Source organism: Brenneria goodwinii (genome assembly GCF_002291445.1).
GTDB classification, from domain to species: Bacteria; Pseudomonadota; Gammaproteobacteria; order Enterobacterales; family Enterobacteriaceae; genus Brenneria; species Brenneria goodwinii.
The window spans coordinates 1,764,703-1,790,604 of sequence record NZ_CP014137.1; the positions used below are offsets into that span (position 1 = coordinate 1,764,703).

Annotated in this window: 21 protein-coding genes; 14 read left to right on the top strand and 7 right to left on the bottom strand. The window is 55.3% G+C overall.

The window, feature by feature from the left end; translation table 11 throughout:
* Positions 1–26 precede the first annotated feature (26 nt).
* Positions 27–1,010 (bottom strand): arabinose ABC transporter substrate-binding protein, encoded by a 984-nt coding sequence (locus tag ACN28R_RS07865; protein WP_048638905.1) that lies wholly within the window; start codon positions 1,008–1,010, stop codon positions 27–29.
* 372 nt (positions 1,011–1,382) lie between these two features.
* Between ACN28R_RS07865 and ACN28R_RS07870 the strand changes: the two genes are divergently transcribed.
* From ACN28R_RS07870 to nth, 10 genes are all read left to right on the top strand, one after another.
* Entirely contained in the window at positions 1,383–3,068 is a 1,686-nt protein-coding gene (locus tag ACN28R_RS07870) for a ribulokinase (RefSeq protein WP_048638906.1), read from the top strand.
* A 49-nt stretch (positions 3,069–3,117) separates the two neighbouring features.
* On the top strand, positions 3,118–4,623 hold the full coding sequence (gene araA / locus ACN28R_RS07875; protein WP_048638907.1) for an L-arabinose isomerase: 1,506 nt from the start codon (positions 3,118–3,120) through the stop codon (positions 4,621–4,623).
* A 290-nt stretch (positions 4,624–4,913) separates the two neighbouring features.
* Positions 4,914–5,129: a transcription modulator YdgT gene (gene ydgT, locus ACN28R_RS07880; protein ID WP_072065890.1), complete on the top strand. Its 216-nt coding sequence runs from the start codon at positions 4,914–4,916 to the stop codon at positions 5,127–5,129.
* A gap of 214 nt (positions 5,130–5,343) precedes the next feature.
* On the top strand, positions 5,344–5,925 hold the full coding sequence (gene rsxA, locus ACN28R_RS07885) for an electron transport complex subunit RsxA (RefSeq protein WP_048638908.1): 582 nt from the start codon (positions 5,344–5,346) through the stop codon (positions 5,923–5,925).
* Entirely contained in the window at positions 5,925–6,503 is a 579-nt protein-coding gene (gene rsxB, locus ACN28R_RS07890) for an electron transport complex subunit RsxB (protein ID WP_048638909.1), read from the top strand. Before rsxA ends, rsxB begins: the two co-directional genes overlap by 1 nt.
* Positions 6,496–8,730 (top strand): electron transport complex subunit RsxC, encoded by a 2,235-nt coding sequence (rsxC, locus tag ACN28R_RS07895; RefSeq protein WP_095834107.1) that lies wholly within the window; start codon positions 6,496–6,498, stop codon positions 8,728–8,730. Before rsxB ends, rsxC begins: the two co-directional genes overlap by 8 nt.
* Complete coding sequence (rsxD, locus tag ACN28R_RS07900) at positions 8,731–9,786, top strand: electron transport complex subunit RsxD (protein WP_095834108.1); 1,056 nt, start codon at positions 8,731–8,733, stop codon at positions 9,784–9,786.
* A gap of 9 nt (positions 9,787–9,795) precedes the next feature.
* The gene (rsxG, locus tag ACN28R_RS07905; RefSeq protein ID WP_048638911.1) at positions 9,796–10,425 is read left to right on the top strand and encodes an electron transport complex subunit RsxG; all 630 of its coding nucleotides are present in this window, start codon (positions 9,796–9,798) and stop codon (positions 10,423–10,425) included.
* Positions 10,422–11,123, top strand: coding sequence for an electron transport complex subunit E (locus ACN28R_RS07910; protein WP_048638912.1), 702 nt, complete (start codon positions 10,422–10,424; stop codon positions 11,121–11,123). The genes rsxG and ACN28R_RS07910 overlap by 4 nt, the downstream gene beginning before the upstream one ends.
* Positions 11,120–11,755 carry an endonuclease III gene (gene nth / locus ACN28R_RS07915; RefSeq protein WP_048638913.1) on the top strand — a complete coding sequence of 212 codons (636 nt, stop codon included), beginning with the start codon at positions 11,120–11,122 and terminating at the stop codon, positions 11,753–11,755. Before ACN28R_RS07910 ends, nth begins: the two co-directional genes overlap by 4 nt.
* Before the next feature lie 116 nt (positions 11,756–11,871).
* On the opposite strand, the gene cysB is transcribed toward nth, so the two are convergent.
* Both cysB and topA read right to left on the bottom strand, forming a co-directional pair.
* Positions 11,872–12,846 carry an HTH-type transcriptional regulator CysB gene (gene cysB / locus ACN28R_RS07920; RefSeq protein ID WP_048638914.1) on the bottom strand — a complete coding sequence of 325 codons (975 nt, stop codon included), beginning with the start codon at positions 12,844–12,846 and terminating at the stop codon, positions 11,872–11,874.
* Between the two features lie 428 nt (positions 12,847–13,274).
* On the bottom strand, positions 13,275–15,872 hold the full coding sequence (gene topA / locus ACN28R_RS07925; RefSeq protein ID WP_095834109.1) for a type I DNA topoisomerase: 2,598 nt from the start codon (positions 15,870–15,872) through the stop codon (positions 13,275–13,277).
* 503 nt (positions 15,873–16,375) lie between these two features.
* On the opposite strand from topA, the gene ACN28R_RS07930 reads away from it, so the two are divergent.
* Positions 16,376–16,645, top strand: a complete 270-nt coding sequence (locus ACN28R_RS07930; protein WP_095834110.1) for a YciN family protein — start codon at positions 16,376–16,378, stop codon at positions 16,643–16,645.
* Positions 16,646–16,704: 59 nt separating this feature from the next.
* On the opposite strand, the gene sohB is transcribed toward ACN28R_RS07930, so the two are convergent.
* On the bottom strand, positions 16,705–17,751 hold the full coding sequence (sohB, locus tag ACN28R_RS07935) for a protease SohB (RefSeq protein WP_095834111.1): 1,047 nt from the start codon (positions 17,749–17,751) through the stop codon (positions 16,705–16,707).
* Between the two features lie 318 nt (positions 17,752–18,069).
* On the opposite strand from sohB, the gene ACN28R_RS07940 reads away from it, so the two are divergent.
* Complete coding sequence (locus ACN28R_RS07940) at positions 18,070–18,831, top strand: YciK family oxidoreductase (RefSeq protein WP_095834112.1); 762 nt, start codon at positions 18,070–18,072, stop codon at positions 18,829–18,831.
* A 17-nt stretch (positions 18,832–18,848) separates the two neighbouring features.
* Positions 18,849–19,439, top strand: coding sequence for a cob(I)yrinic acid a,c-diamide adenosyltransferase (cobO, locus tag ACN28R_RS07945; RefSeq protein ID WP_095834113.1), 591 nt, complete (start codon positions 18,849–18,851; stop codon positions 19,437–19,439).
* Positions 19,440–19,580: 141 nt separating this feature from the next.
* Here the strand turns inward: cobO and rluB are convergent, their stop codons facing one another.
* The gene (gene rluB / locus ACN28R_RS07950) at positions 19,581–20,471 is read right to left on the bottom strand and encodes a 23S rRNA pseudouridine(2605) synthase RluB (protein WP_095834114.1); all 891 of its coding nucleotides are present in this window, start codon (positions 20,469–20,471) and stop codon (positions 19,581–19,583) included.
* 367 nt (positions 20,472–20,838) lie between these two features.
* Here rluB and ACN28R_RS07955 point away from each other — a divergent pair, with 367 nt between their 5' ends.
* On the top strand, positions 20,839–21,102 hold the full coding sequence (locus ACN28R_RS07955) for a hypothetical protein (RefSeq protein WP_145957970.1): 264 nt from the start codon (positions 20,839–20,841) through the stop codon (positions 21,100–21,102).
* Between the two features lie 287 nt (positions 21,103–21,389).
* On the opposite strand, the gene ACN28R_RS07960 is transcribed toward ACN28R_RS07955, so the two are convergent.
* Entirely contained in the window at positions 21,390–25,619 is a 4,230-nt protein-coding gene (locus tag ACN28R_RS07960; protein WP_095834116.1) for a bifunctional nitrate reductase/sulfite reductase flavoprotein subunit alpha, read from the bottom strand.
* Between the two features lie 49 nt (positions 25,620–25,668).
* Positions 25,669–25,845, bottom strand: a complete 177-nt coding sequence (locus ACN28R_RS07965; protein WP_231604223.1) for a hypothetical protein — start codon at positions 25,843–25,845, stop codon at positions 25,669–25,671.
* Between the last annotated feature and the right edge of the window lie 57 nt (positions 25,846–25,902).

Genomic DNA, 25,902 nt, shown 5'->3' on the forward strand with positions numbered 1-25,902 from the left:
CCTCGTGGTTAAACGGTAATCAACCGTTACAGCAAGCCTTTCTTCTCCAACTCGACTTTGAAGTTGTCGCGGGTGATCAGCACAACGTCGGTGACTTCGGTGAATTTTTCCGGTTCGACGCCTTTCGTCACCCAGTCATTCAACATCTGGATGCTCTTATAGCCGTGGATATCCGGGCTTGGCAGCAGAGAACCATAGAACCCGGTGGCCTGCGCTTTAGACAATTCGCTCACCGCATCCACCCCGTTGATGCCAATACCGATCACGTTGGGCGCTTTGAAGCCTTGTCCTTCCGAGGCGCGCACGCCGCCCAGCACGGTGTTGTCGTTCATGCCGACGATCAGCCAGTTTTTCACGTTAGGATGCTGAACCAGCATGGAGTTGGCGGCGTCGAATGCCCCTGGGATATCATTGGATTTGGTCGGAACCTGATAGATCTGTTTTTCCGGGAAGCCGGCGGCCTTTAAGGCGTCCATCGAGCCGGTGGTGCGGCGGCGCGCGGTATCCAGCTCATTTGAGGTAATCGCCATAACGGCGGTTTCATCAACCTTCCAGCCGCGGTTGTTCATCTCTTTCCACAATTCCTGCCCCTGACGTTCGCCGATTTTCGTGGCGGCCATCATCACCAGCGGCACCGTATCCATGGGTTCGCCCCTGGCGTTCACAAACTGATCGTCCACCGCAATCACTTTCAGATCGTAACTGCGCGCTTTAGCCACTATCGCCGGCCCTAATTTGGGATCGGGAGTACAGATAACAAACCCCTTGGCTCCGCTGGCCGCCAGACTATCAATGGCGTTAAGCGTTTTTTCACCATCCGGCACAGCAATTTTAATTACGTCAAAACCGAGATCTTTTCCTGCCTTATCAGCGAACTTCCATTCTGTTTGAAACCAGGGTTCTTCCGGCTGCTTAACCAAAAATCCAAGTTTCAATGTTTCGGCAATAGCCGATTGTGACATAACAGCCGCCAATCCAATCGTTGCCAGTACCTTAGTGAATTTATGCATGATGTTCTCCGGTATATTTGTCGTTTTACACGCCAACGGTTCTGAAACGTGTAATCGTTTCCAGAAGGGCATTTCCGGTCTGGATAAAGGAAAAACGCCGTATTAGTGCAATTCCCTTACTCAGTAAGCATTCAGACGCCCTACTTTCTATCTGTTATTTTTCACCAGAAGATAGAGCGTTATCACATACCGGAACAATGACAGGTTTGTGCATATATATAGCGAATTTAACCAGTCATTAACTTTTGACGAACATCACAAAATCATAACTAGCGGCAGAAAAATGCATACTTCCAGCTAACGCCTCCTAACGCCCGGGTTGGTCTCTCTTTATCGTTACCACACGACAGACAGGACAAACAGGAGCAAACAATGAGCGCGGATGCGATTACAATCGGCCTCGACTTTGGCAGTGATTCGGTACGCGCGTTGGCCGTTGACTGTCGGACCGGGCAAGAATTGGCGACGGACGTGGTTTACTATCCCCGCTGGCGCGAAGGGAAATATTGCCAACCGGCCAATAACCAATTCCGTCACCATCCCCTGGATTATATTGAGTCGCTGGAACAGGCCATTCGCGTCGTCGTAGAACAGCTGACGCCGGAGCAACGCCGACAGATCGTCGGCATCGGCGTGGATTCAACCGGCTCCACGCCCGCTCCCATTGATGCGCAAGGGCAAGTTCTGGCGTTGCGTCCTGAATTCGCCGACAACCCCAATGCGATGTTCGTGCTATGGAAAGATCACACGGCCATAGAAGAAGCGGAGGCCATCAATACGCTGTGCCGCAGCGGCCGCTTTCCTGATTACACCCGCTATATCGGCGGCGTGTACTCCTCTGAATGGTTCTGGGCAAAAATACTTCATGTTTCGCGCGCGGATGCCGCCGTTCGCCGCGCCGCCGTCTCCTGGATCGAACTGTGCGACTGGGTGCCGGCCCTGCTCTCCGGCACCCATGCGCCAGAAAACATCAAACGAGGCCGCTGCAGCGCCGGACATAAATCGCTCTGGCATCCCGATTGGGGCGGCGTACCGCCGAAAGCGTTCCTGCAGGCGCTCGATCCCTGCCTGACGGAAAACCTGCAATATCCGCTGTTTACCGACTCCTGGACCGCCGACCAGCCCGTCGGCGTCATTAGCGCCGAATGGGCTAAACGGCTCGGTCTGCCGCAAAACGTTACGATCGCCGGCGGCGCGTTTGACTGCCACGTCGGCACCGTCGGCGCCGGCGCGCAACCCTATACCCTGGTGAAAGTGATTGGGACGTCAACCTGCGACATCCTGATTGCCGATCAAGATCGTATCGGCAACCGGACGATCAATGGCATCTGCGGTCAGGTTGACGGCAGCGTCGTGCCCGGCTATATCGGCCTGGAAGCGGGGCAATCCGCCTTTGGCGATATGTACGCCTGGTTCGGTCGTCTGTTGAGCTGGTCGTTGCGGCAGGCGGCCAGCGATCGCCCGGAGCTCGGCGCGGCGCTGCAAGAAACGGAAGCCAGGCTGCTGGAACGGCTCACCCAAGCCTGGGCGGACAACCCATCGCTGGATCATCTGCCCGTGGTGCTCGACTGGTTTAACGGGCGCAGAACCCCTTTCGCCAACCAGCGCTTAAAAGGCGTTATTACCGATCTCAATCTGGGGACGGATGCCCCGACGCTGTTTGGCGGGTTTATCGCCGCCACGGCTTTCGGCGCTCGCGCCATCATGGAGTGTTTCGAAAATCAGGGCGTGCCGGTCGAGAATATCCTGGCGCTAGGCGGCATCGCCCGTAAATCCCCGACCATCATGCAAGTCTGTACCGATGTGATGAACCGCCCGCTGCAAATCGTCGCCTCCGATCAGTGCTGTGCGCTGGGAGCCGCCATCTTTGCCGCCGTCGCCGCCGGTATTTACGCCGACATTCCAGAGGCTCAACGCCAAATGTCCAGCGGCATTGAACGAACATTAACGCCTGATAGCCAGCGCGTCGCACAGTACCAGCGGCTTTACGAACGTTATCAACAATGGTGCCGCATTGCCGAACCGGCCTACCGCGCGACGAACCAGGCGGACACGTGATCATCGGTTATTTATTTTCTCTTCCCGTTGGGAATAAACAGGAGTCATCATGGATCATTTCAAGCAGCTTGAAGTCTGGTTTGTCATTGGCAGCCAACATCTTTACGGGCCGGAAACCTTACGCCAGGTAAAAGAGAATGCGGAAAAAGTGGTTGCCGGTCTGAATCAGGAAGCCGGGCTACCGGTAAAGCTGATCCTAAAACCACTGGTGAAAACGCCGGACGAAATTACCTCTCTGTGCCGTGACGCCAATTATCAGGATAACTGTATCGGTTTGCTGACCTGGCTGCATACCTTCTCCCCCGCCAAGATGTGGATCGGCGGCTTAAGCGTCCTGAACAAACCGCTGCTGCAATTTCATACCCAGTTCAATGCGGAAATTCCGTGGGATACCATGGACATGGACTTTATGAACCTGAACCAGACGGCCCACGGCGGCCGGGAATTTGGCTTTATTGGCGCACGGATGCGTCAGTCGCATCAGGTTATCGTGGGTCACTGGCAGGATAAACGCGCCCATGCGCGCATCGCCAAATGGATGCGGGTTGCGGCGGCGATTCAGGAAAGCAAGCAGTTGAAGCTGGCGCGCTTTGGCGACAACATGCGCGAGGTCGCGGTGACGGAAGGCGATAAGGTCGGCGCGCAGATTCAGTTCGGCTATTCCGTCACCGCCTGGGGTTTAGGCGATTTGGTCAGCGTGGTTGATGACGTCGCCAAAGGCGATATTGATGCGCTGATTGAAGAGTATGAAGCCAGCTACCAGTTGACCGATGCGGTAAAACTCAACGGCCCCAATCGCCAGAATCTGCTGGATGCCGCCCAGATTGAGCTGGGTATGAAGCGCTTTCTGGAACAAGGCGGCTATAAGGCCTTCACCACGGATTTTGAAAATTTATACGGGCTGAAACAGCTGCCGGGACTGGCCGTTCAGCGCTTAATGCAGCAAGGTTATGGTTTTGGCGGCGAAGGCGACTGGAAAACCGCCGCGCTGCTGCGCATTATGAAAGTGATGGCCGACGGCTTGCCGGGCGGCACATCGTTTATGGAGGATTACACCTACAACTTCCAACACAATAACGATCTGGTGGTGGGATCCCATATGCTGGAAGTCTGCCCCAGCATCGCCAAAGAGCAAAAACCCATTCTGGACGCCCAACACCTGGGGATCGGCGGAAAAGCGGACCCGGCCCGGCTGATTTTCTCCACGCCTGCCGGTCTGTCGCTCAATGCCAGCGTTATCGACATGGGAGACCGTTTCCGCATGCTGGTTAACGTGGTAGACGCCATCGAACAACCGCGCCCCTTGCCCAAATTGCCGGTGGCGCGCGCCATTTGGAAAACGCAACCTTCTCTGGAGGAGGCGGTCGAGGCCTGGATCCTGGCCGGCGGCGCGCATCACACGGTATTCAGTCAGGCGCTGGATGTGGACTACATGCGCCTGTATGCCGAAATGCAGAATATTGAATTACTGGTGATCGACAACGACACCCGCCTCCCGGCGTTCAAAGACGCGCTGCGCTGGAATGAGGCGTACTACAAACTCTGTGGTCGCTGATAGGGAAAGCCGAGCCGCATGGACGCGGCAAGGCCCGGATATACGAATACGGACGAAAGCATTAGCCAAAAATAATGCGATGATGGCATACGGATTATTCTTAGTTTATTGCGCTGCCAATATGCCGTTAAAAGAGCCGCGCCCTCAATAACCGCCCCCATTCCCGTTTATTATTGGCTGCCTTTTTTTAGCTTAAAATTTATATTTCTTTTTTTATTACCCTATAGACAGCGTCTATCTCTTGCATATACTTAATCACCCCCACCCACATAACTATTAGCTTATTAATTATGACAGCTTATGACTATTTGCTTAAGTTTCGGAAGGTCAGCACCACGGAAAGTCTGGAAAAACTCTTCGACCATCTCAACTATTCCCTGACTGACAATCAAGAAATAATCAACATGTATCGGGCTGCGGACCATCGCCGGGCAGAATTGGCCGCTGGTGGCAAGCTATTTGATTTAGGCTGTGTTCCTAAATCCGTATGGCATTATGTGGTGTAGCGCCGGCGCGGCTAATGTAACTAAGTAAAGAATAATTATGCATATCCCCCGTTATCAGCCCGTTCGGTCATGACAACCTGATGATTTTTACGTCTCTTTACTGGATTCAATCCCCATATCTACTCAGGCTTTTGCCCATATCCTTACGGTAGGTATGTTGTCGAAAGCCTGACAATGCCCGATAATGTGCGGGTTTTGTTTCTTAGGCAGAGTAATGACTGAATACGCATTGTTATTTGTTAGCGCCCTTCTGGTTAATAATTTCGTTCTGGTGAAGTTTCTGGGGCTGTGCCCGTTTATGGGCGTCTCCAAACGGCTGGAGACGGCTATCGGCATGGGGTTGGCCACCACATTCGTGATGACCGTGGGCTCCATGTGTTCGTGGATCGTCAATGAATTTATCTTATTGCCGCTCAACATCGTCTACCTGCGCACGATGGCGTTCATTCTGGTATTGGCGGTGGTCGTTCAATTTTCCGAGTTGGTGGTACGTAAGACCAGCCCGGAACTTTATCGCCTATTGGGCATCTTTCTGCCGTTGATCACCACCAACTGCGCCGTTTTGGGGGTTGTACTGCTCAATGTCAATATGTCCCATGGTTTTCTGCAATCAACTATCTATGGTTTCGGCGCGGCGGCCGGGTTTTCTTTAGTTATGGTGCTGTTTGCCGCCATCCGTGAACGCCTGGCGGTTTCCGATGTTCCCGCTCCCTTCCGCGGTTCGTCGATCGCGCTGATTACCGCCGGGTTGATGTCACTGGCCTTTATGGGCTTTACCGGTCTGGTGAAATTCTAATGACGGCTATTTGGATCGCCATTGCGGCTCTCAGCTTACTCTCCCTATTTTTTGGCCTGATTCTGGGCTATGCGTCGCGCCGTTTTCAGGTCGAGGACGATCCTGTCGTCGAACAGGTGGAAGCCATGCTGCCGCAAAGCCAGTGCGGACAGTGCGGCTATCCCGGCTGCCGGCCCTATGCCGAGGCCATTTCCCTGAACGGCGAAAAAATCAATAAATGCGTGCCCGGCGGCGAAGCGATGATGCTGAAGCTGGCCGAAAAGCTGAACATCGAACCACAGCCGCTCGACGGCGACGGCGCGGTGCTGAAGCCGGAACGACAAGTGGCCTGGATTGATGAAAGCAACTGCATCGGCTGCACTAAATGCATTCAGGCTTGTCCGGTAGATGCTATCGTCGGCAGTACCAAAGCGGTGCATACCGTGGTCAGCGACCTCTGCACCGGCTGCGATCTGTGCGTTTCCCCTTGCCCGACTGATTGCATCTCGCTGCGGCCCGTCGCCCCGACTCCCGAAAACTGGAAATGGGATCTCAACGCCATTCCCGTTCGCGTTATTCAAGTAGAACACCATGCTTAAGCTGTTTGCCGCTTTAACAAATCGCCTGGAGCGATTTTCAACGCCGCTAGAGACGGCCCGCGGGGAAACGGGCGATAAACCCGTTATAAAAGAGGCGCGGATTTGGGATTTCAACGGCGGTATTCATCCGCCGGAAATGAAAACCCAGTCCAGCCGGGTTCCGCTGCGCGCCGTACCGCTGCCGGAACAGTTTATTATTCCGCTCAAGCAACATCTCGGGCCGGAAGGTGAACTGTGCGTGCAGGTCGGCGACAGGGTGCTGCGCGGCCAACCGCTGACGGTGGGGAAAGGCAGAACATTACCGGTTCATGCGCCGACCTCCGGCACGGTCAGCGCCATTCGTCAGCACATGACCGCGCACCCTTCCGCCTTGCCTGAATTGAGCGTATTTATCACGCCGGATGGCGAAGATCGCTGGTGTGAACGCCGCGCCTTGCGCGACTATCGTTCGCACGCCGTGGATACCCTGCTCGCCCATCTGCATCAGGCGGGGATTGCCGGGTTAGGCGGCGCCGGATTCCCAACCGCCGCCAAGTTGCAGGGCGGGATGCGCGGTATTGAAACGCTGATCGTCAATGCCGCCGAATGTGAACCCTATATCACCGCCGACGACCGATTAATGCAGGAGCATGCCGATGAGATCATGCAGGGCATCGATATCCTTGCCTACCTGTTACAGCCACAGCGTATTCTGATCGGTATAGAGGATAATAAGCCCGAAGCCATTGCCGCGCTGCGGCAGGCTCTGCCCCCGCGCTCGGCTATCCAACTGCGCGTGATTCCGACCAAATACCCGTCCGGCGGCGCCAAACAGCTCACCAAGATTCTGACCGGCAAAGAAGTTCCCTTTGGCAAACACTCCGCCGCCATTGGCATACTGATGCAGAATGTCGGAACGGCCTTCGCCATTAAACGCGCCATTATCGACGGCGAACCGCTGACCGAACGCGTCGTCACCCTGACGGGCGAAGCCTTGCAACAGCCGGGAAATATCTGGGCCAGATTGGGAACCCCGGTTCGTCATTTGCTGAAACACGCCGGATTCCACATCAGCCAGCAGCCGATGGTCATTATGGGTGGCCCCTTGATGGGCTTTACCCTGCCGTCGCTGGATGTACCTATCGTCAAAATCAGCAACTGCATTCTTGCGCCCTCCTATTCGGAAATCGAACCTGTGGCCGCAGAGCAATCCTGTATCCGCTGCAGCAAATGCGCCGATGCCTGTCCGGCCGGATTGCTGCCCCAGCAACTGTACTGGTTCAGCCGGGGTCAAGAGCACGAAAAAGCGCGCGATCACCACCTGTTTGACTGCATCGAATGTGGCGCGTGCGCCTATGTCTGCCCTAGCAATATCCCGCTGGTGCAATATTACCGTCAGGAAAAAGCGGAAATCCGGGCCATTGATGAAGAAGCCCTGCGCGCCGCGCAGGCTAAAGCGCGTTTTGAAGCCAAGAAAGCGCGTCTTGAGCGTGAAAAACTGGCGCGAGAACAGCGTCATAAACAGGCTGCCGTCAGTATTGGCGACAGTGACAAGCAGGCGATACAGGCCGCATTGGCAAGAGTGCGTAAGGCGAAATCGTCGTCGGATATTGAAGTTATACCGGGCCAGCAACCGGATAATAGCGCGGTTATCGCCGCACGCGCCGCACGTAAGGCTCAGGCGCGAATCAATAAGCCGGTCGCCGTTGAAACCCGCGCCGCTAACGAAACCGATGATCCACGCAAGGCCGCCGTCGCTGAGGCTATCGCTCGGGTGAAGGCGCGTAAAGCGGCGCAGCAGGCTGAAACCAACGTAGCCGCGCCGGTAGTCCCTGCTGCGCAATCACCTGACAATCCGGCTAACGATGAGTCAATCGATCCGCGCAAGGCCGCCGTCGCCGCGGCTATCGCTCGCGTGAAGGCGCGGAAAGCGGCGCAGCAGGCTGAAACTAACCAAGCCGCGCCGGTAGCCCCTGCTGCGCAATCCCCCGACCACCCGGCCAACGATGAGCCAATCGATCCGCGCAAGGCCGCCGTCGCCGCAGCCATCGCTCGGGTGAAGGCGCGGAAAGCGGCGCAGCAGGCTGAAACTAACCAAGCCGCATCGGTAGCCCCTGCTGCACAATCCCCTGACAATCCGGCCAACGATGAGCCAATCGATCCGCGCAAGGCCGCCGTCGCCGCGGCCATCGCTCGCGTGAAAGCGCGTAAAGCAGCGCTTGCATCATCGAAGTATCAAGAGGAATAAATGGCTTTCAAGATTGCAAGTTCACCATTTACACATAATCAGCAGCGCACTCAGCGCCTTATGTTGCTGGTGATCATAGCCTGCGTTCCCGGCATGCTGGCGCAGTATTATTTCTTTGGTTACGGTAACCTGATTCAGGTTATCCTGGCCGCGGTTACCGCGATTGCGGCGGAATCAGTGACATTGTCACTAAGGAAGTTTAACGTCCGCGCGAACCTGGCCGACAACTCGGCCTTACTGACCGGTATCCTGCTCGGCATCAGTCTGCCGCCGCTGGCCCCCTGGTGGATGGTGGTGATGGGCACGGCATTCGCTATTGTGATTGCCAAGCAACTCTATGGCGGCCTGGGACAAAATCCGTTTAACCCGGCGATGATCGGCTATGTGGTGTTGCTGATCTCGTTTCCGGTTCAAATGACGAGCTGGCTGCCTCCGGCCGCGCTGCAAAGCATTCCCCTCGGTTTCTACGATACGCTGTTGACCATTGCTACCGGTCATACGCCGTCGGGGCATTCGGTACAGCAGCTGATGCAAACCGTGGACGGCATCAGCCAGGCGACGCCTCTGGATACCTTTAAAACGGCATTACGATCAGGCCAGTATCCGCAACAGATCCTGCAGCAACCGTTATTTTCCGCCGCATTGGCGGGCGTTGGCTGGCAGTGGGTAAACATCGGTTTTCTGATCGGCGGTCTATTTCTGTTGCAACGGGGAACCATTCACTGGCACATCCCCTTTAGCTTTCTCTTTACCTTGATGCTATGCGCGTCACTCGGCTGGATGCTGTCGCCTGAAAGATATGCGCCGCCGCTGTTGCATCTATTCTCCGGCGCCACCATGCTGGGCGCATTCTTTATCGCCACCGATCCGGTCACGGCGTCGACCACCTATCGCGGCCGTCTGATTTTCGGCGCGCTGATCGGCCTGCTGGTCTGGTTAATCAGAACGTACGGCGGTTATCCCGATGGCGTTGCCTTTGCGGTCCTGCTGGCGAATATTACCGTGCCGCTGATTGACTATTACACCAAGCCTCGCGCTTACGGCCATCATCGCTAAGGAGCCGCCATGTTAACCACGATGCGCCGCCACGCGACGACACTGGCGCTCTTCGCCGCCGGCACCACCGCTTTGACGGCGGTGATCAATAATTTGACCACGCCGACCATCGCCCATCAAACGGCATTAGAGCAAAAAAAATTGTTAGATCAGGTCGTTCCCGCCGACAGATACAATAACGACATGCAGCAGGAATGTTACATTGTCACCGACCAGGCGCTAGGATCGGCGTCCGCACGCCGGGTATTCATCGCGCGCAAAGATGGCGAACCCGTCGCGGCCGCAGTGGAAAGCAGCGCGCCGGACGGCTACTCTGGCGCTATCTATTTGCTGATCGGCGCGGACTTTAGCGGCAATGTGCTGGGCGCTCGCGTAACCGAACATCATGAAACCCCGGGATTAGGCGATAAAATTGATATCCGCGTTTCAGACTGGATCACGCGTTTTAGCGGACAGCAGGTACAAAGCGGCGCAGATGCTCGCTGGGCAGTAAAAAAAGAGGGCGGCATGTTCGATCAGTTTACCGGGGCGACCATTACTCCCCGGGCGGTAATCAACAGCATCAAACGCAGCGCGCTGTACCTGGAAACCTTGCCGCCGCAACTGACTTCCCTGCCGAAGTGTGGAGAGAGCCAATGAGTGACGTTAAACATCTTTTAGTTCAGGGATTATGGAAAAACAATTCGGCACTGGTGCAGTTGCTTGGACTTTGCCCGCTGTTAGCGGTTTCCTCAACCGCCACCAACGCATTGGGGTTGGGACTGGCTACGACGCTGGTGCTGGTTTTAACCAATGTCGCGGTCTCGGCGCTGCGGCGTTGGGTTCCGGCGGAAATCCGCATCCCGATTTATATCATGTTGATCGCATCCGTCGTCAGCTCGGTACAGATGCTGATCAATGCTTACGCATATGGGTTATACCAATCGCTGGGTATCTTTATTCCGCTGATCACCACCAACTGTATCGTTATCGGCCGAGCGGAAGCGTTCGCCTCTAAAAACCCCGTAGGGCTTTCCGCGCTGGACGGTCTGGCCATGGGGTTAGGCGCCACCAGCGCGCTGTTTGTGCTGGGCGCGCTGCGTGAATTGGTGGGTAACGGCACGTTATTCGACGGCGCTGATTTACTATTGGGCGACTGGGCCAAAGCGCTGCGCATTGAAGTCGTTCATCTGGATTCGCCGTTCCTGCTCGCCATGCTTCCTCCCGGCGCGTTTATCGGCTTGGGACTGATGTTGGCGGCCAAGTATCTGATTGATGAAAAAATGAAACAACGTAAAGCCAGGATTGCCGAAAACGCCAAATCCTCTTCCACTGGCGTGGCCGGGGAAACATTATGAACAAACAAAAACGGATTGAGATTTTAAGCCGATTACGCGCGAACAATCCTCATCCCACCACAGAGCTGAAATTCACGACGCCATTTGAACTGCTGATCGCCGTTTTACTTTCCGCGCAGGCAACCGATGTGAGCGTCAATAAGGCGACGGCGAAACTCTATCCCGTCGCCAATACGCCAGAAGCCATGCTCGCGTTGGGCGTTGAAGGAGTAAAAAGCTACATCAAGACCATCGGCCTGTTTAATAGCAAAGCCGAAAACGTGATCAAAACCTGCCGCATTCTTATTGAACAACACCAAAGCCAGGTGCCGGAAGACCGCGCCGCGCTGGAAGCGCTGCCCGGCGTCGGACGTAAAACCGCGAATGTCGTGCTGAATACCGCGTTCGGCTGGCCGACCATTGCCGTCGATACGCATATTTTTCGCGTCTGCAACCGCACGGGCTTTGCGCCGGGTAAAAATGTCGAACAGGTGGAAGAAAAACTGCTTAAGGTGGTGCCGGCCGAGTTTAAAGTCGATTGCCATCACTGGCTGATCCTGCACGGCAGATATACCTGTATCGCCCGTAAGCCCCGCTGCGGTTCCTGCCTGATTGAAGATCTCTGCGAGTACAAAGAGAAGGTTTACCCATAAAGACCTGCCGCTCGAGAGGATAACCTGTCCGAGTCCGGGAGCGGCCGTTGGCGAGCGATGTCGTTCGTTTAAGGCGCGGGATACAGAGCCGGGAAACGGCTCCGCCCGATTGCCCGCTATTTTACAGGCAGCGTGATGTCTTTAAACATGGCTTCAATTTCTTCATTCGAACGCAGCGCCACGGCGGTATCCACCACATCACGCGTCAGATGCGGCGCAAAACGCTGAATGAAGTCATACATGTAGCTTCTGAGGAACGTGCTGCGGCGGAAGCCGATTTTGGTGGTGCTATAGCTAAATATCTGGCTTGCATTGATCTTCACCAGATCGGTTTCGATCTGCGGATCGACGGCCATATTGGCGATCACCCCAATACCCAGCCCCAGACGCACATAGGTCTTGATAACATCCGCATCGGTTGCGGTAAACACGATGCGCGGCGTCAAACCGGCGCGGTTGAAGGCGGTATCGAGTTCAGAACGGCCGGTGAAGCCAAAGGTGTAGGTGACGATCGGATAAGAGGCCAGTTCCTCGATAGAGATATCCGTTTTCGACGCCAGCGGATGATCGGGTTTAACCACGATGGCGCGGTTCCAGTGGTAACAAGGCAGCATGATCAAGTCGTCATAAAGATGCAGCGCTTCCGTGGCAATGGCGAAATCGGCCGAGCCCTTAGCCACAGCCTCGGCAATCTGCGTTGGCGAACCCTGATGCATATGCAGGGAGACCCGGGGATAACGTTCAATGAACCCCTTGATCACCTGGGGTAACGCATAGCGAGCCTGGGTATGTGTCGTGGCGACATACAGCGAACCTTTGTCCGGATAAGTATGTTCGCCGGCAACAGCCTTAATGGCATCGACTTTTGAAAGGACTTCACGCGCAATTCGAATAACTTCCTGTCCGGCTGGCGTCACCTGCGTCAGATGTTTTCCGCTACGGGCAAAGATCTGAATTCCCAGTTCATCCTCTAACATTCTGACCTGTTTACTGATCCCAGGCTGAGAGGTATACAACCCTTCCGCGGTAGAAGACACATTCAGGTTGTGATTAACAACTTCAACAATATAACGAAGCTGTTGCAGTTTCATAATTTATCCCATTTTCAATTGAATTATGCGCACGTCATCCCAAATCCGACGATGTTCCATTTGCTGAAATATTTTTTCACACCGTAACAATCTGGTGCAGATTTTCATCAATTAATGTCATTTAATCATAAAAATAGTTTTTATATAACCACTATTGAAGCGTCTATAGAAGAAACGGTGATCTGCCGTGGCAAAAAATATTCTCTTGCCGCCCAATTTCAAGCAAAAGCCGACCGCCGGCATATCCTTGTCATTAATCAACCACGTAACTGAGATAACAACGCAGACCAACGCCACTACACCGTAAAGGATAAAGGGTATATCAATGAACGATTATCCTCTCAGCTAAATCGCCATCCCCTTACCCAGATCAAAAAAGCCAGCCTAAAAAGGCTGGCTTGATACAAGCGCATCATTTGCAGAAAGGGTTACTTCTTCCCTTCGACCCATTTGCCATCAACATAGAAGGCTGACCATCCGGTTGCTTTGCCCTCTTTCTCAGACGCCACATACTGCTGTTTGGTCTTGCGGCTAAAGCGCACCATGGTTTTATTGCCATCTTTATCAACTACCGGCGCCTCGGCCAGATAACGCATTTTCTCCGGCAGACGATCTTTAAAGCGCACCAGTTCTTCTACCAACGGCGCACGCGTCTCGCGGGATTTAGGGAAAGTATTGGCCGCCAGGAAAATACCCGCCGCGCCGTCACGCAAGACGAAATAGGCATCGGATTTCTCACACGGCAGCTCCGGCAAAGGAACCGGATCTTCCTTCGGCGGCGCGACCTCGCCATTGCGCAGAATTTTACGCGTATTGCCGCAGCTTTCGTTGGTACAGGCCATATACTTCCCAAATCGGCCCATTTTCATATGCATTTCCGACCCGCATTTTTCACATTCAACCACCGGGCCGTCGTAGCCTTTAATACGGAACTCGCCGCTTTCAATCTCATAGCCATCGCACGCCGGGTTGTTACCGCAGACATGCAGCTTGCGTTGGTTATCAATCAAATAGCTGTCCATCGCCGTGCCGCATTTAGGACAGCGGCGACGGGCGCGCAACGCATTGGTTTCCGCATCATCCCCTTCCAGTACGTTAAGCACTTCGGCTTCAGGGATCAGATTGATGGTGGTTTTACAACGCTCTTTCGGCGGCAACGCGTAGCCGGAACACCCGAGGAAGACTCCGGTGCTGGCGGTACGAATGCCCATTTTGCGCCCACAGCTCGGACAATCGATGCTGGTCAGAATCATTTGATTAGGCCGCATACCGCCCTTTTCGGGATCCTGCTCCGCGGTTTCCAATTGTTGGCTGAACTCGGCAAAAAACTCGTCCAGCACCGCTTTCCACTGCGCCTGATTGTTCGCCACCTGGTCCAGGCTGCTTTCCATGCGGGCGGTGAAATCGTAACTCATCAGTTCACGGAAGTTTTCTTCCAGGCGATCGGTCACTATCTCGCCCATTTTCTCCGCATAGAAACGACGGTTTTCCACCCGGACATAACCACGATCCTGAATGGTGGAGATAATCGATGCATAGGTGGAAGGCCGGCCGATACCGCGCTTCTCCAACTCTTTAACCAGGGATGCATCGCTATAGCGTGCCGGCGGCTTGGTAAAGTGCTGAGCCGGCAGCAACTTCTGCAACGCCAGTTGTTCGCCGACGGCGACCATCGGCAACGTACGATCCTCATCGTTTTTACGCAGCGCCGGCATAACTTTCGTCCAGCCGTCGAAACGCAGGGTGCGCCCTTTGGCGCGCAGCTGGTAATCAGCCGCGTTGACAATCAGCGTGGTGGAATCGTATTTCGCCGGCGTCATCTGACAAGCCACGAACTGGCGCCAAATCAGCTGATACAACTTCTGCGCATCCGCTTCCATATCCTTCAGATGCTCGGCGACCACTTTCACATCGGAAGGCCTAATAGCTTCGTGCGCTTCCTGGGAATTCTCTTTGTTGCTGTAATGGTTCGCCGCATCAGGCAGATAATTTTTACCAAATTCTTTGCCGATATAATCACGCACCATGCTCAGCGCATCCTGACTCAGATTGGTTGAATCGGTACGCATGTAGGTAATGTGGCCCGCTTCATACAGGCGCTGCGCCATCATCATGGTTTTTTTCACGCCAAAACCCAAACGCGTGCTGGCGGCCTGCTGCAGCGTAGACGTGATAAACGGCGCGCCCGGTTTACTGCTGGTTGGCTTATCTTCACGCTCCGCCACCGCATAGCGAGCCTTTTCCAACAGGCCGACGGCGGCTTCCGTCTGCGTTTTATTAACCGGCTTAAACGGCTTACCGTTATAGTGCGTGACCTGCATTTGTAGTTGGGTATCGCTCCCCGCCAGCAAGTCGGTATGCAGTTCCCAATACTCTTCAGGCACAAATGCCTTGATTTCACGCTCGCGGTCGACAATCAGACGTACCGCAACCGACTGAACGCGCCCCGCCGACAGCCCGCGCGCGATTTTTTTCCACAGCAGCGGCGAAACCATATAACCCACCACCCGATCCATAAACCGGCGGGCCTGTTGGGCATTAACGCGATCGATATTTAACTTGTCCGGATTATCAAACGCCTGCTGGATCGCATTCTTGGTGATTTCATTAAAAACGACGCGACTAAAGCGATTATCGTCGCCGCCGATGATTTCCCGCAGGTGCCAGGCAATGGCTTCCCCTTCGCGGTCAAGGTCGGTTGCGAGATAGATATGTTCGGCATTCTCCGCCAGCGTTTTTAATTCGGAAACGACCTTCTCTTTACCGGGCAAAATTTCATAATTCGCCTTCCACCCGTGATAAGGATCGACGCCCATGCGATTCACCAGCGCGGATTTCTCATCCTTTTTGACGGTTTTTTTCGTTTTGTCTTTGGTTGAGTCCGCGCTCTTCTTACTGGCTGAGCCACTGGTCGGCAAATCGCGCACATGACCGACGCTGGATTTCACCACGTAGGCATTGCCTAAATACTTATTGATCGTTTTGGCTTTTGCCGGGGACTCAACTATAACGAGAGCTTTACCCATATGTACTATTACCTGCTGAATTCTTCTGAAAATCAGATTTCTTTTGGGGGCATCCGCCTAAATAAACAAGGGCGGATACTCGATTAATTGTAGATAACGCCGCAGTACGCCTGTTCATTACCGGTGAAGGTTTTCCACGCGGAAAACCTTGCGTAATCCTTATGTCCGGTCTGAATAGTCACGCGTTTATTCCAATATCAAATAAATACAACCCGCCATGACGTAAAGAATTAATTCCACTGACCGCGCAAAATCCCACACTCTACCTGATAAATGACGTCACGCAACCTAATTAGCATGGAAAAACCGTTTTATCCACTCCGTGTCGATCACAGTATCGACCGGCAAGTGACTAAAACTTAGTACATTTGCGAGAAAATATGCCAGAGAAGTACAATCATGGATAACACCCGGGCCGTTATGGCGTACTATCACCCATCACGCCAAGACGCGCTTGATGCACGCAAGATCGCTTTGCAAAATATTTTTGGAGTATGTAACCCATGTCCGATGAAATTCAGATGACCAAAGAAAGATCCCCGATCGACCGCCAAACGCTGCTCGCCGAAGCCAATGCCATTATCAAAAATCACGGCGACTATCTGCATGGCATGGCGGCGAACGATGTCGAGCAGAAAAATAACGTGCTGGTTTTTCGCGGCGAGTTTTTTCTCGATGACAACGGCTTGCCGACATTGAAAACCACCGCCGTGTTTAACATGTTCAAACACTTGGCCCATGTGCTGTCGGAAAAATATTACCTGATCGATTAATCGCCATCGCCCGCGGCTGGCGCGGGCGATGAACATAAACACCGTTTGAACGGCCTTCATCACAGCAGTGGATTATTCCCTCGCTGCCACCAGCGCAGCATCAACCTTTCAAGGGCATCTCCCGAACTCCCCGTCAAACGGTCGATCAGACGCTTGCGGCGTGTATAACGTACGCCGAGCACGTCATGATTGGCCATCTCGGCAATCAGCAAATCGTCGCTGGTGCCTATCGCATCAACCAACCCCAGATCCTTGGCCTGGGTGCCAAACCAATGCTCGCCGGTCGCCACGGCATCAATATCCAGCGACGGACGCATCTGGTGAACGAATTGTTTAAACAAGCCGTGCGTAATGTTCAACTCTTCGCGGAACTTTTCCCGCCCTTGTTCCGTGTTTTCGCCAAACAGCGTTAACGTGCGTTTAAACTCGCCCGCCGTGTGCAATTCGACATCGATATCCTTATTTTTCAACAGACGATTGAAGTTAGGGATCTGCGCCACCACGCCGATGGATCCGACAATCGCAAACGGCGCCGCGACAATACGGTCGGCGACGCAGGCCATCATGTACCCGCCGCTGGCGGCCACTTTATCAACCGCCACCGTCAGCCGGATCCCGCTCTGACGCAACCGTTGCAGTTGCGAAGCGGCAAGGCCGTAACCATGCACCACGCCGCCGGGGCTTTCCAGCCGCAACAAAACTTCGTCCTCCGGTTTGGCGACCGCAAGTATCGCCGAAACCTCTTCACGCAGGGAACTCACTTCACCGGCATCCATACTGCCGTTGAAATCCAACACATACAGACAGGGTTTCGAGGGGTTTTCATCGCCGCGCTTGACGCGTTGTTTCTCTTGCCTGGCGGTGGCTTTTTCTTTCTTTTTCTCTTGCTTGGATAGCCGCTTGCGCTCGGCTTCGCTCATGTACGCCATCTGCATATCCCGCTGCATATCACGGTACTGTTCCCCCAGATTGACGACCTGTAATTCACCTTTACGCTGACGTTTACGCTGCGCCATACCGAAGACCAAAACCACTAGCGCGCCGATGGCGACAACGATGGTGAGCGCTTTAGCCAGGAATAAACCGTACTGAGAAAGTAATTCCACAAATACCGCCCTCATTAACCGAATATTAAAATATCACGTTGATTATACTGACCAACTAAGATCAATATCGTAAGCGAAACCTTTAACCTAGCGTATGCCATGCAAGATGGCGATGTTATTTGTTCCGTTTCCGCGCTTTCCGCTGCTTTTTAGCGCACATGCGCCAGGAAATGGTCTCAGTCTCATTGAAAACGACGCTTATTTAAGGCATAAATCCGTCATCTTCATCCTATTGGATGCCTTTTCAGCCAGCGACTGGCATAGCGATACCACGCGTATTCATAAAGGTATCCGGTACGTCTGCAAGAGGAATTGCCCGTGTATTACCAGCCCAAAAACGACCTGCTGCAACAACGAATCATTCTGGTTACCGGCGCCGGCGATGGTATCGGCCGTGAAGCGGCGCTTACCTATGCCCGCTTCGGCGCCCGCCTTGTCCTGCTGGGCCGCACTGAAAGTAAACTACAGGCGGTGAGCCAACAGATTCAGGAAGAAAGCGGCGCTAAAGCGCACGTCATCGTCTGCGATATGTTAACCACCCGTTCGGCGCAATTTTTTCAGATCGCCGATGAGTTAGCCCAGACTATCCCTCGTCTTGACGGGGTGCTGCACAATGCCGGACTATTGGGAGAAATTGCGCCGATGACGCGGCAGTCGGCAGACATCTGGCACGATGTGATGCAGGTGAACGTCAATGCCGCCTTCATGCTGACGCAGGCTTTGCTGCCCTTGTTGCTGAAATCCTCCAGCCCTTCGCTGGTGTTTACCAGCTCCAGCGTGGGTCGCCAGGGCCGTGCCGGCTGGGGCGCCTATTCCGTGTCAAAGTTCGCCACCGAAGGCATGATGCAGGTATTGGCCGACGAATACCGCCAGCAAAATCTGCGGGTAAACTGTATCAATCCTGGCGGTACGCGTACCAGCATGCGCGCATCGGCATTTCCCGATGAAGACGCAGAAAAACTAAAAACCCCGGCGGATATCATGCCGCTGTATCTCTACCTGATGGGTGACGACAGCCGCCGAAAAACGGGAATGAGCTTTGATGCGCAACCAGGTAGAAAACCAGGCCCAGCCGAATAGTCAGGAGAAAACGCAGCATGAGTGATGACCGTCACCAACAACGTCAGCAACGTATTAAAGAAAAGGTCGATGCCCGCATCGCCGCCGCGAACGAAATACGCGGCATCCTGATGATTTTCACCGGCAACGGCAAAGGGAAAACCACCGCGGCTTTTGGCACCGTAACCCGAGCGATAGGCCATGGTTTACGGGCCGGCGTTATCCAGTTCATCAAAGGCGAATGGCCGAACGGCGAGAAAAACCTGCTGCAAAAACACGGCGTTGAATTTCAGGTTATGGCGACTGGCTTCACCTGGGAAACGCAAAATCGCCAGACGGATACCGAGGCCGCGCAAAAAGTTTGGCAGCACGGCAAACGTATGCTGGCGGATCCCCAATTGGATCTGGTGGTGCTGGATGAACTGACCTATATGGTCAGCTATGGCTATCTTGAGTTGGATGAGGTTGTCACTGCACTGCGTAATCGCCCGGCAGGACAAACGGCGATCGTCACCGGACGAGGGTGCCACCGCGATTTACTGGAGATGGCGGACACCGTCACCGAGATGCGGCCGGTAAAACACGCCTTTGAAGCCGGCATCAAAGCGCAACAGGGGATTGACTGGTAACGGAATCGCCGGTGTGAATACCGCCGCCTTCATCCCCGTAATAAAATACACCCCGTCATCCCCGCGGCAGTAGGCGGGGAGCTCCTGCTGAAACCGTAACAACCCTCGGCTGATTCCCGCCTGCGCGGGAATGACGAGAGTTTAAGATTGGCCGTTTCGCGTCCGCGTCGGTTTTGACGACGTCCGCCGCGCCGGCGCAACCTGGCTGCTGCGTTTTATCGCCCGACGAATCTGATTCGCTTTTACCCGGCGACGCTCACGCTCGACGGGCAATTTGGTCACCGTCTCCGGTGGTAACTGCACCAGCTCACGCAGATAGTTCAGGCTTTCCAACGACATTTCCGACCAACCGCCGCGCGGCAAGCCTTTAGGTAACGGGATATCGCCGTAGCGAACGCGTATCAGACGGCTGACCTGCACGCCGACCGCTTCCCATAGGCGGCGAACCTCACGGTTACGCCCTTCCGTCAGCGTCACGTTATACCATTGGTTAAGACCTTCCCCGCCCTGATAGCGGATAGTACGGAAGGATGCCGGACCGTCTTCCAACTGCACGCCTTTGCTCAGCTGTTTAATCTTCTCATCGTTGACTTCACCGAATACCCGCACGGCATACTCACGTTCAACCTCGCGGCTGGGGTGCATCAAGCGATTCGCCAGTTCGCCGTCCGTAGTGAATAGCAGCAAACCTGACGTATTCACATCCAGGCGCCCTACCGCCACCCAACGAGAACCCTGTATCTTGGGTAGACGGTCAAACACCGTCGGACGCCCGTCAGGATCGCTACGCGTACACAGCTCGCCTTCCGGCTTGTAATAGATAAGAACGCGGCAGACGGTCTCTTCGGTTTCCTTGACGGAAACCACATGGCCGTCAATGCGGATTTTAGTGGCTTTGTTCACTTCAACCCGGTCACCGAGCGTCGCAATTTTACCGTCAACGCTGACGCGGCCGGCTTGAATCATACCTTCTATTTCACGGCGTGAACCATGACCGGCCCGTGCTAATACTTTCTGTAACTTTTCGCTCATTGAGCAACCTCTGAGTGCCGCCTTCACAGGCGTCATATTATTCTTCAAGAACAGCAGGTTATGACGGGAAACAACATAACTCACTGATATAAAATAATTTATCGACAAACAGCATGGTGAAGCATATGTCACACGCAACGCTGCGCGGTCGGACATACTACACGAATTTTACAATAATTGATTCTTCTCGTTTAATTAGACGTTTGTATGCCACTAAACAAGTATCAGAAATATAACCCCTGATTAAACCCAAAATATACAGCGCGAGCTTATTCATTTCGGTGGCAGACTTGCCAGCATTTCGGCTACAAACCAGGGATTAGCTTATTCAGTCGCCGGGGTAATTTGTTCCAGCTTCACGATGACAGTGGCTCTTGAAAATAAATTTGGAAAATATGCGGCCAATGCCATGACATTTGCTGGGCTTTATGGGCGCGTCGTGGATGCCGCCGTCGCTGCACACCGGCTGGAAGAAAGGTACCCGATTTTCCATCAAGCGCTCTACCATGAAGAGCTGGAGATGCTTTATTTTCTGGTTGAGGATGTGCTTGGCCGATACGATCACGTTGATATGTTACGGAAAGGCAGTAAGGAAAAAGCAACAATGATTCACAGACTGGTGGGCGGATGAAAGCGTTTTTTAAAGCCCGTCTCCGTGATTTTGTAGAGTACATAATTACGAGCTATGGAGCCGCGCTGCTTATTCTTATATTTGCAATGCTTGCGGTGACATATTGGGAAGAGTATGCCTGGGGAACGACGGCGACTTTTGCTGTATTCGTCTTCGTAGCTCTGGGTTTCTACCACTTTCGAAACAAGAAGAAGCGTTAAAATATAGCCCTACGCCGCATAGCCGCAGGCAAGGGCGTGAGACGTTCGTATGCAAGCTTTGCGTTTTTCACGCAGCCGGGAACGGGGTCAATACACATCCCTGAGATAGCGTTTGTCCTGTGCCATCTTGGCGACATAGGCCGCCGCGTCCTCGGTGCTCATTGAGCCGTGCGTCTGCACCACTTGCCTGAGCGCGGCGTCAACATCCCTCGCCATGCGCCCGGCGTCGCCGCAGACATAGAAGTGCGCCCCCTCTTGCAACCAGCGCCACAGTTCGCCCCCCTGTTCCAGCAGGCGATGCTGCACATAAATTTTCTCAGTCTGATCGCGCGAGAAGGCGGTATCCAGCCGATGCAGATAGCCGTCGCGCCGCAGCGTCTCCAGTTCCTCGCGGTAGTAGAAATCGGTCGCCGCGCGCTGCTCGCCGAACACCAGCCAATTGCGGCCCTTTGCCCCGATAGCCTGACGCTCCTGCAAAAAAGCGCGGAAAGGCGCGATGCCGGTGCCGGGCCCCACCATAATCATCGGCGCATCAGGGTTGTTCGGCGGCCAGAAATGGGCCGACTTGTGGACGAAAATCGGCACGGTAACGGCTTCGGCGCGGTCGGCCAGAAAAGTTGAACAAACGCCGCCCCGCCGTCTGTCGCCATCGCCATAACGCACGGTCGAAACCGTCAGATGAACCTGATCCGGCGAGGCTTTAGGGCTTGACGAAATTGAGTACAGCCGCGGCTGCATGCGCTTGAGTACGGATAGCCATTCATCGGCCTGCGTCTGAATCGGAAACTCTTGCAGCAGATCGATAATCTGCCGCCCCCACAGCCAGCGTTTCAGTTCGTCCTTGCGATCCTCCCGCAATAACCCGGCCAGCGTTTCATGCCGCGAGCGCTGGTAGACGAACTGCAAGACTTCCGGCGTGATACGCGCGATTTCGCAATGTTGCGACAGCGCCTCAGCCAGCGTCATGTCGCCGCGATCTTTGACCGTTACCTGCGCCGATGGCGAGAGCCTAAGAACCGACAGCATCTCTTCCACCAGATCGGGACAGTTGGTCGGCCAGACCCCGAGCGCATCGCCTGCTTCATAGCTAAAATCCTGACCGCTCAGGTCGAAGGCCAATTGTCTGGTCTCTTTTTGCGCCCCGGCGGCATTCAGCCGCCGATTAAGCGCCAAACGCGTATGCAAAGGCGCATTACGGCCGAAAACATGTGACAATGTAACGGATGGCGCAATGATACCATTTTCACCCTGGCCTGCCGCTATCGCCGCCGGAATAGCGGCTATCCCGGCTTGTACCGGCTCAGGGCTTTCTGCCAACACGTTAACGACCTGATCCAGCCAGTTTTTTGCGGCGTCCTCATAGTCGGCTTCACAGTCAACTCGCGCCGACAACCGATATGCGCCCAACGTCTCCAGCCGGGCATCAAGCTTGCGCCCGAAACCGCAGAACCGGTCATAATTCGCATCGCCGAACGCCAGCACGGAAAACGCCAGCGCATCCAGTCTCGGCGCCCTTTCCGCCTGTAGCGCCGTCCAGAAGTCGGCGCCGTTGTCCGGAGGATCGCCGTCGCCGAAGGTGCTGGCGATAAACAGCACGCGCGGCGCCGTAGTCAGGTCCGCAACACGAAAAGCGTCCATGGCGGAAAGCGTGACGGTATGCCCCCCCGCCTTTAATCGTTCGGCGCACTGCGCGGCAAAGCCTTCGGCATTGCCGGTCGACGATGCCCATAAAACCAGAATGGGCGAACGCGCCCCGGCGTTTGTTGCCGCAGGGCCGCTAAGATCAGCGGCCGACGGCGAAAGCGCGTTGTCGCCGGGCAGCCAGGTACGCGCAAACAGTCCCGCCAACATTCCGTCGAGCATCAGGCGCTTGGCGGCGTCCACCGGCGCGGTGGCCGGCAGTACGGGCACGCCGCCGGCCAGTCTGGACTCATCGGTGCGCAGCGCGGTCAGATAGCCTTGCAGGTAGAGTTGTTCGTGCGCCGCCAGCGTAATGGCGGGCGCGGCGTCAAGACCGAGTAGCGCAGCCAGCGCGTCGATGTGCTTCATGTCGAGTTCCTTGATAGCTTTTTCCGATCGGCTCACAGTGTCATTTTCCGCGACGGGGGCAAGAGACTTATTGTCTTCGTGAGCCGGCGCGATGGATAACGGTGGTTCTGCGACACGCGTCAGCGCGACGGCGCAAAACTTGAATTCGGGTTGCTGAGAGATTGGGTCAATCGCATCACTGGTGACGGCGTTGATAGCCAGATTCTCGCCATAAACATCGTTCCAGTGAAATGGCGCAAAGCAGTTGCCGGGACGCACCCGATCGCTCACCACGGCCGGCAGCACCGCTCGCCCGCGGCGCGAACGGACTTCCACCCGATCCTTGTCGCGAATGTCGAGCACGGCGGCGTCTTCGGGATGCATTTCGATAAAAGGCTGCGGATTGAGCTTGTTGAGCATCGGGATCTTGCCGGTTTTGGTCATCGTATGCCACTGGTGCTGCAAGCGTCCGGTATTAAGCACCCAGGGGAAGTCGTCATCCGGCATCTCTGCCGGCGGCATATGCGGCCGAGGGTAAAAAACGCCTTTGCCGCTTTGGGTGGCGAATACGATGCGCGGTCGGCTGCCGTCCGGCGCTGCTTTAAGCGTCTGACTTACGCCGTCGTTGAGATAGCGAATGGGATGGCGATCGCCGTCGCCGCCGGGCGGACAGGGCCACTGCAAGGACGACTGGCGCAAGCGCTCATAGCTCGCGCCGCGGATGTCGTAGCCGGTATGCGGATTCCAGGCCCGTTTGATTTCTTCAAATACCTCCGCAGAACAGGCGTAGCTGAATGCCTGTTCATAGCCCATCTCGCAGGCCACGCGGGCGATGATTTGCCAGTCAGCCATCGCCTCGCCGGGCGGCTCGACGGCCTGCTGCATCAGCGTTAGATTGCGCTCGGAGTTGATCATTACGCCTTCGGCCTCGGCCCACAGCGCGCCCGGCAGCAAAATATCGGCGTAGCGATTGGTTTCGGTATCGAGAAACGCATCCTGGGTGATGACCAACTCGGCGGCTTGCAGCCCGGCAATGACGTTGTTGCGGTTGGGCAGCGTAGCGACCGGATTGGTGCAGATAATCCAGCACGCCTTGATCTTGCCGGCTTTCATCTCTTCGAACATCGCCACCGAGCCGCCGCCCAGGTCGGTGCGCAACGTCCCGGGCTTCACGCCCCATAACGCTTCGATGAATGCCCGATCGTTGTCCGCCAGCACCGAGCGCTGACCCGGCAGTCCCATGCCCATATAGCCCATCTCGCGCCCGCCCATCGCATTAGGCTGGCCGGTAAGGGAAAAGGGGCCGCTGCCGGGACGGCAAATCGCGCCGGTCGCCAGGTGCAGGTTGCAGATCGCATTGGTATTCCAGGTGCCATGGGTGCTTTGATTCAGCCCCATGGTCCAACAGCTCATCCATTCCGGCGCCGTGCCGATCCACTCCGCCGCCTTGCGGATATCGTTCTCCGCCAGCCCCGTTAGCTGCACGACCTTCTGCGGCGGGTAGTCGGCAAGGAATGCGGGCATCGCCTCCCAGCCTTCGGTAAATTCGGAGATAAATGACGGGTCGGTATGGCCATTCTGTACGATCAAATGCAGCAGGCCGTTGAGCAACGCCAGGTCGGTGCCGGGCTTGATCTGTAGAAACAGATCCGCCTTCTCGGCCGTGGCATTACGCCGTGGATCGACCACGATCAGCTTCGCCCCCGCTTTAACCCGATCCATCATGCGCAGGAACAGTATCGGGTGGCAGTCCGCCATATTCGCGCCGATGACGAAGAACACCTCGGCGCGATCGAAATCCTGATAGGAGCCCGGCGGGCCATCCGAACCCAGCGAGAGTTTGTAGCCGCTGCCGGCGCTGGCCATGCAAAGACGCGAGTTCGACTCGATATTGTTGGTGCCGATGAAACCCTTGGCGAGCTTGTTGGCCAGGTATTGGGCTTCCAACGACATCTGGCCGGAGACGTAGAGCGCGACCGCATCGGGGCCGTGGGTATCGATGATGGCGCGCAACCGGCGCGCGCTTTCCCTGATGGCGTGTTTCAGATCGATCCGCGCCGGTTCGCGCTGACGTTCCGCCCGCAGGTAGGCGTGTTCCAGCCGCCCCGATTCGGCGATCGCCTGGCCGCAGCTATTGCCTTTGGTACATAGCCGGCCGAAGTTGGTGGGATGCGTCTTGTCGCCCGATACCTTGATCACGCGATTGTTTTGTATCTGCATCACTATCCCGCAGCCTACGCCGCAGTAAGGGCAGACGCTCTTCACGTACGTTGTGGGTTTGGCATCCATCATCATTCCCCGCTGGACCGATCAACCGCTATGCCGGATTCGCATTGCGTCAGGCGGCTTGATGCTTGTTCGCCGCCAGCGGCGCGATTGACTCCGCGACGCCTAGCGCCGGATAGCGGCAGAAACGCACGACATCGCCGGGCCCCGCTCCCACCAGCCAGATTTCGCCACCCAGCACCGGCTGGCGTTGCTGACCCTGCGCCAGTATCGATTGTGTCGTCATCATGTTCACACCCCATCAATCCGCTGCGGACTAAGCTGTTTTTACCGTTCATCCGCCGCC

What these genes read in the sequence shown, in the direction of transcription:
- rsxD (WP_095834108.1), top strand. Translation starts at nt 8,731, where the DNA reads ATGGCTTTCAAGATTGCAAGTTCACCATTTACACATAATCAGCAGCGC.
- ACN28R_RS07965 (WP_231604223.1), bottom strand. Translation starts at nt 25,845, where the DNA reads ATGATGACGACACAATCGATACTGGCGCAGGGTCAGCAACGCCAGCCG.
- rsxG (WP_048638911.1), top strand. Translation starts at nt 9,796, where the DNA reads ATGTTAACCACGATGCGCCGCCACGCGACGACACTGGCGCTCTTCGCC.
- topA (WP_095834109.1), bottom strand. Translation starts at nt 15,872, where the DNA reads ATGGGTAAAGCTCTCGTTATAGTTGAGTCCCCGGCAAAAGCCAAAACG.
- rluB (WP_095834114.1), bottom strand. Translation starts at nt 20,471, where the DNA reads ATGAGCGAAAAGTTACAGAAAGTATTAGCACGGGCCGGTCATGGTTCA.
- ACN28R_RS07960 (WP_095834116.1), bottom strand. Translation starts at nt 25,619, where the DNA reads ATGGATGCCAAACCCACAACGTACGTGAAGAGCGTCTGCCCTTACTGC.
- ACN28R_RS07930 (WP_095834110.1), top strand. Translation starts at nt 16,376, where the DNA reads ATGTCCGATGAAATTCAGATGACCAAAGAAAGATCCCCGATCGACCGC.
- ACN28R_RS07910 (WP_048638912.1), top strand. Translation starts at nt 10,422, where the DNA reads ATGAGTGACGTTAAACATCTTTTAGTTCAGGGATTATGGAAAAACAAT.
- rsxB (WP_048638909.1), top strand. Translation starts at nt 5,925, where the DNA reads ATGACGGCTATTTGGATCGCCATTGCGGCTCTCAGCTTACTCTCCCTA.
- ACN28R_RS07865 (WP_048638905.1), bottom strand. Translation starts at nt 1,010, where the DNA reads ATGCATAAATTCACTAAGGTACTGGCAACGATTGGATTGGCGGCTGTT.
- rsxC (WP_095834107.1), top strand. Translation starts at nt 6,496, where the DNA reads ATGCTTAAGCTGTTTGCCGCTTTAACAAATCGCCTGGAGCGATTTTCA.
- ydgT (WP_072065890.1), top strand. Translation starts at nt 4,914, where the DNA reads ATGACAGCTTATGACTATTTGCTTAAGTTTCGGAAGGTCAGCACCACG.
- araA (WP_048638907.1), top strand. Translation starts at nt 3,118, where the DNA reads ATGGATCATTTCAAGCAGCTTGAAGTCTGGTTTGTCATTGGCAGCCAA.
- ACN28R_RS07870 (WP_048638906.1), top strand. Translation starts at nt 1,383, where the DNA reads ATGAGCGCGGATGCGATTACAATCGGCCTCGACTTTGGCAGTGATTCG.
- rsxA (WP_048638908.1), top strand. Translation starts at nt 5,344, where the DNA reads ATGACTGAATACGCATTGTTATTTGTTAGCGCCCTTCTGGTTAATAAT.
- cobO (WP_095834113.1), top strand. Translation starts at nt 18,849, where the DNA reads ATGAGTGATGACCGTCACCAACAACGTCAGCAACGTATTAAAGAAAAG.
- cysB (WP_048638914.1), bottom strand. Translation starts at nt 12,846, where the DNA reads ATGAAACTGCAACAGCTTCGTTATATTGTTGAAGTTGTTAATCACAAC.
- nth (WP_048638913.1), top strand. Translation starts at nt 11,120, where the DNA reads ATGAACAAACAAAAACGGATTGAGATTTTAAGCCGATTACGCGCGAAC.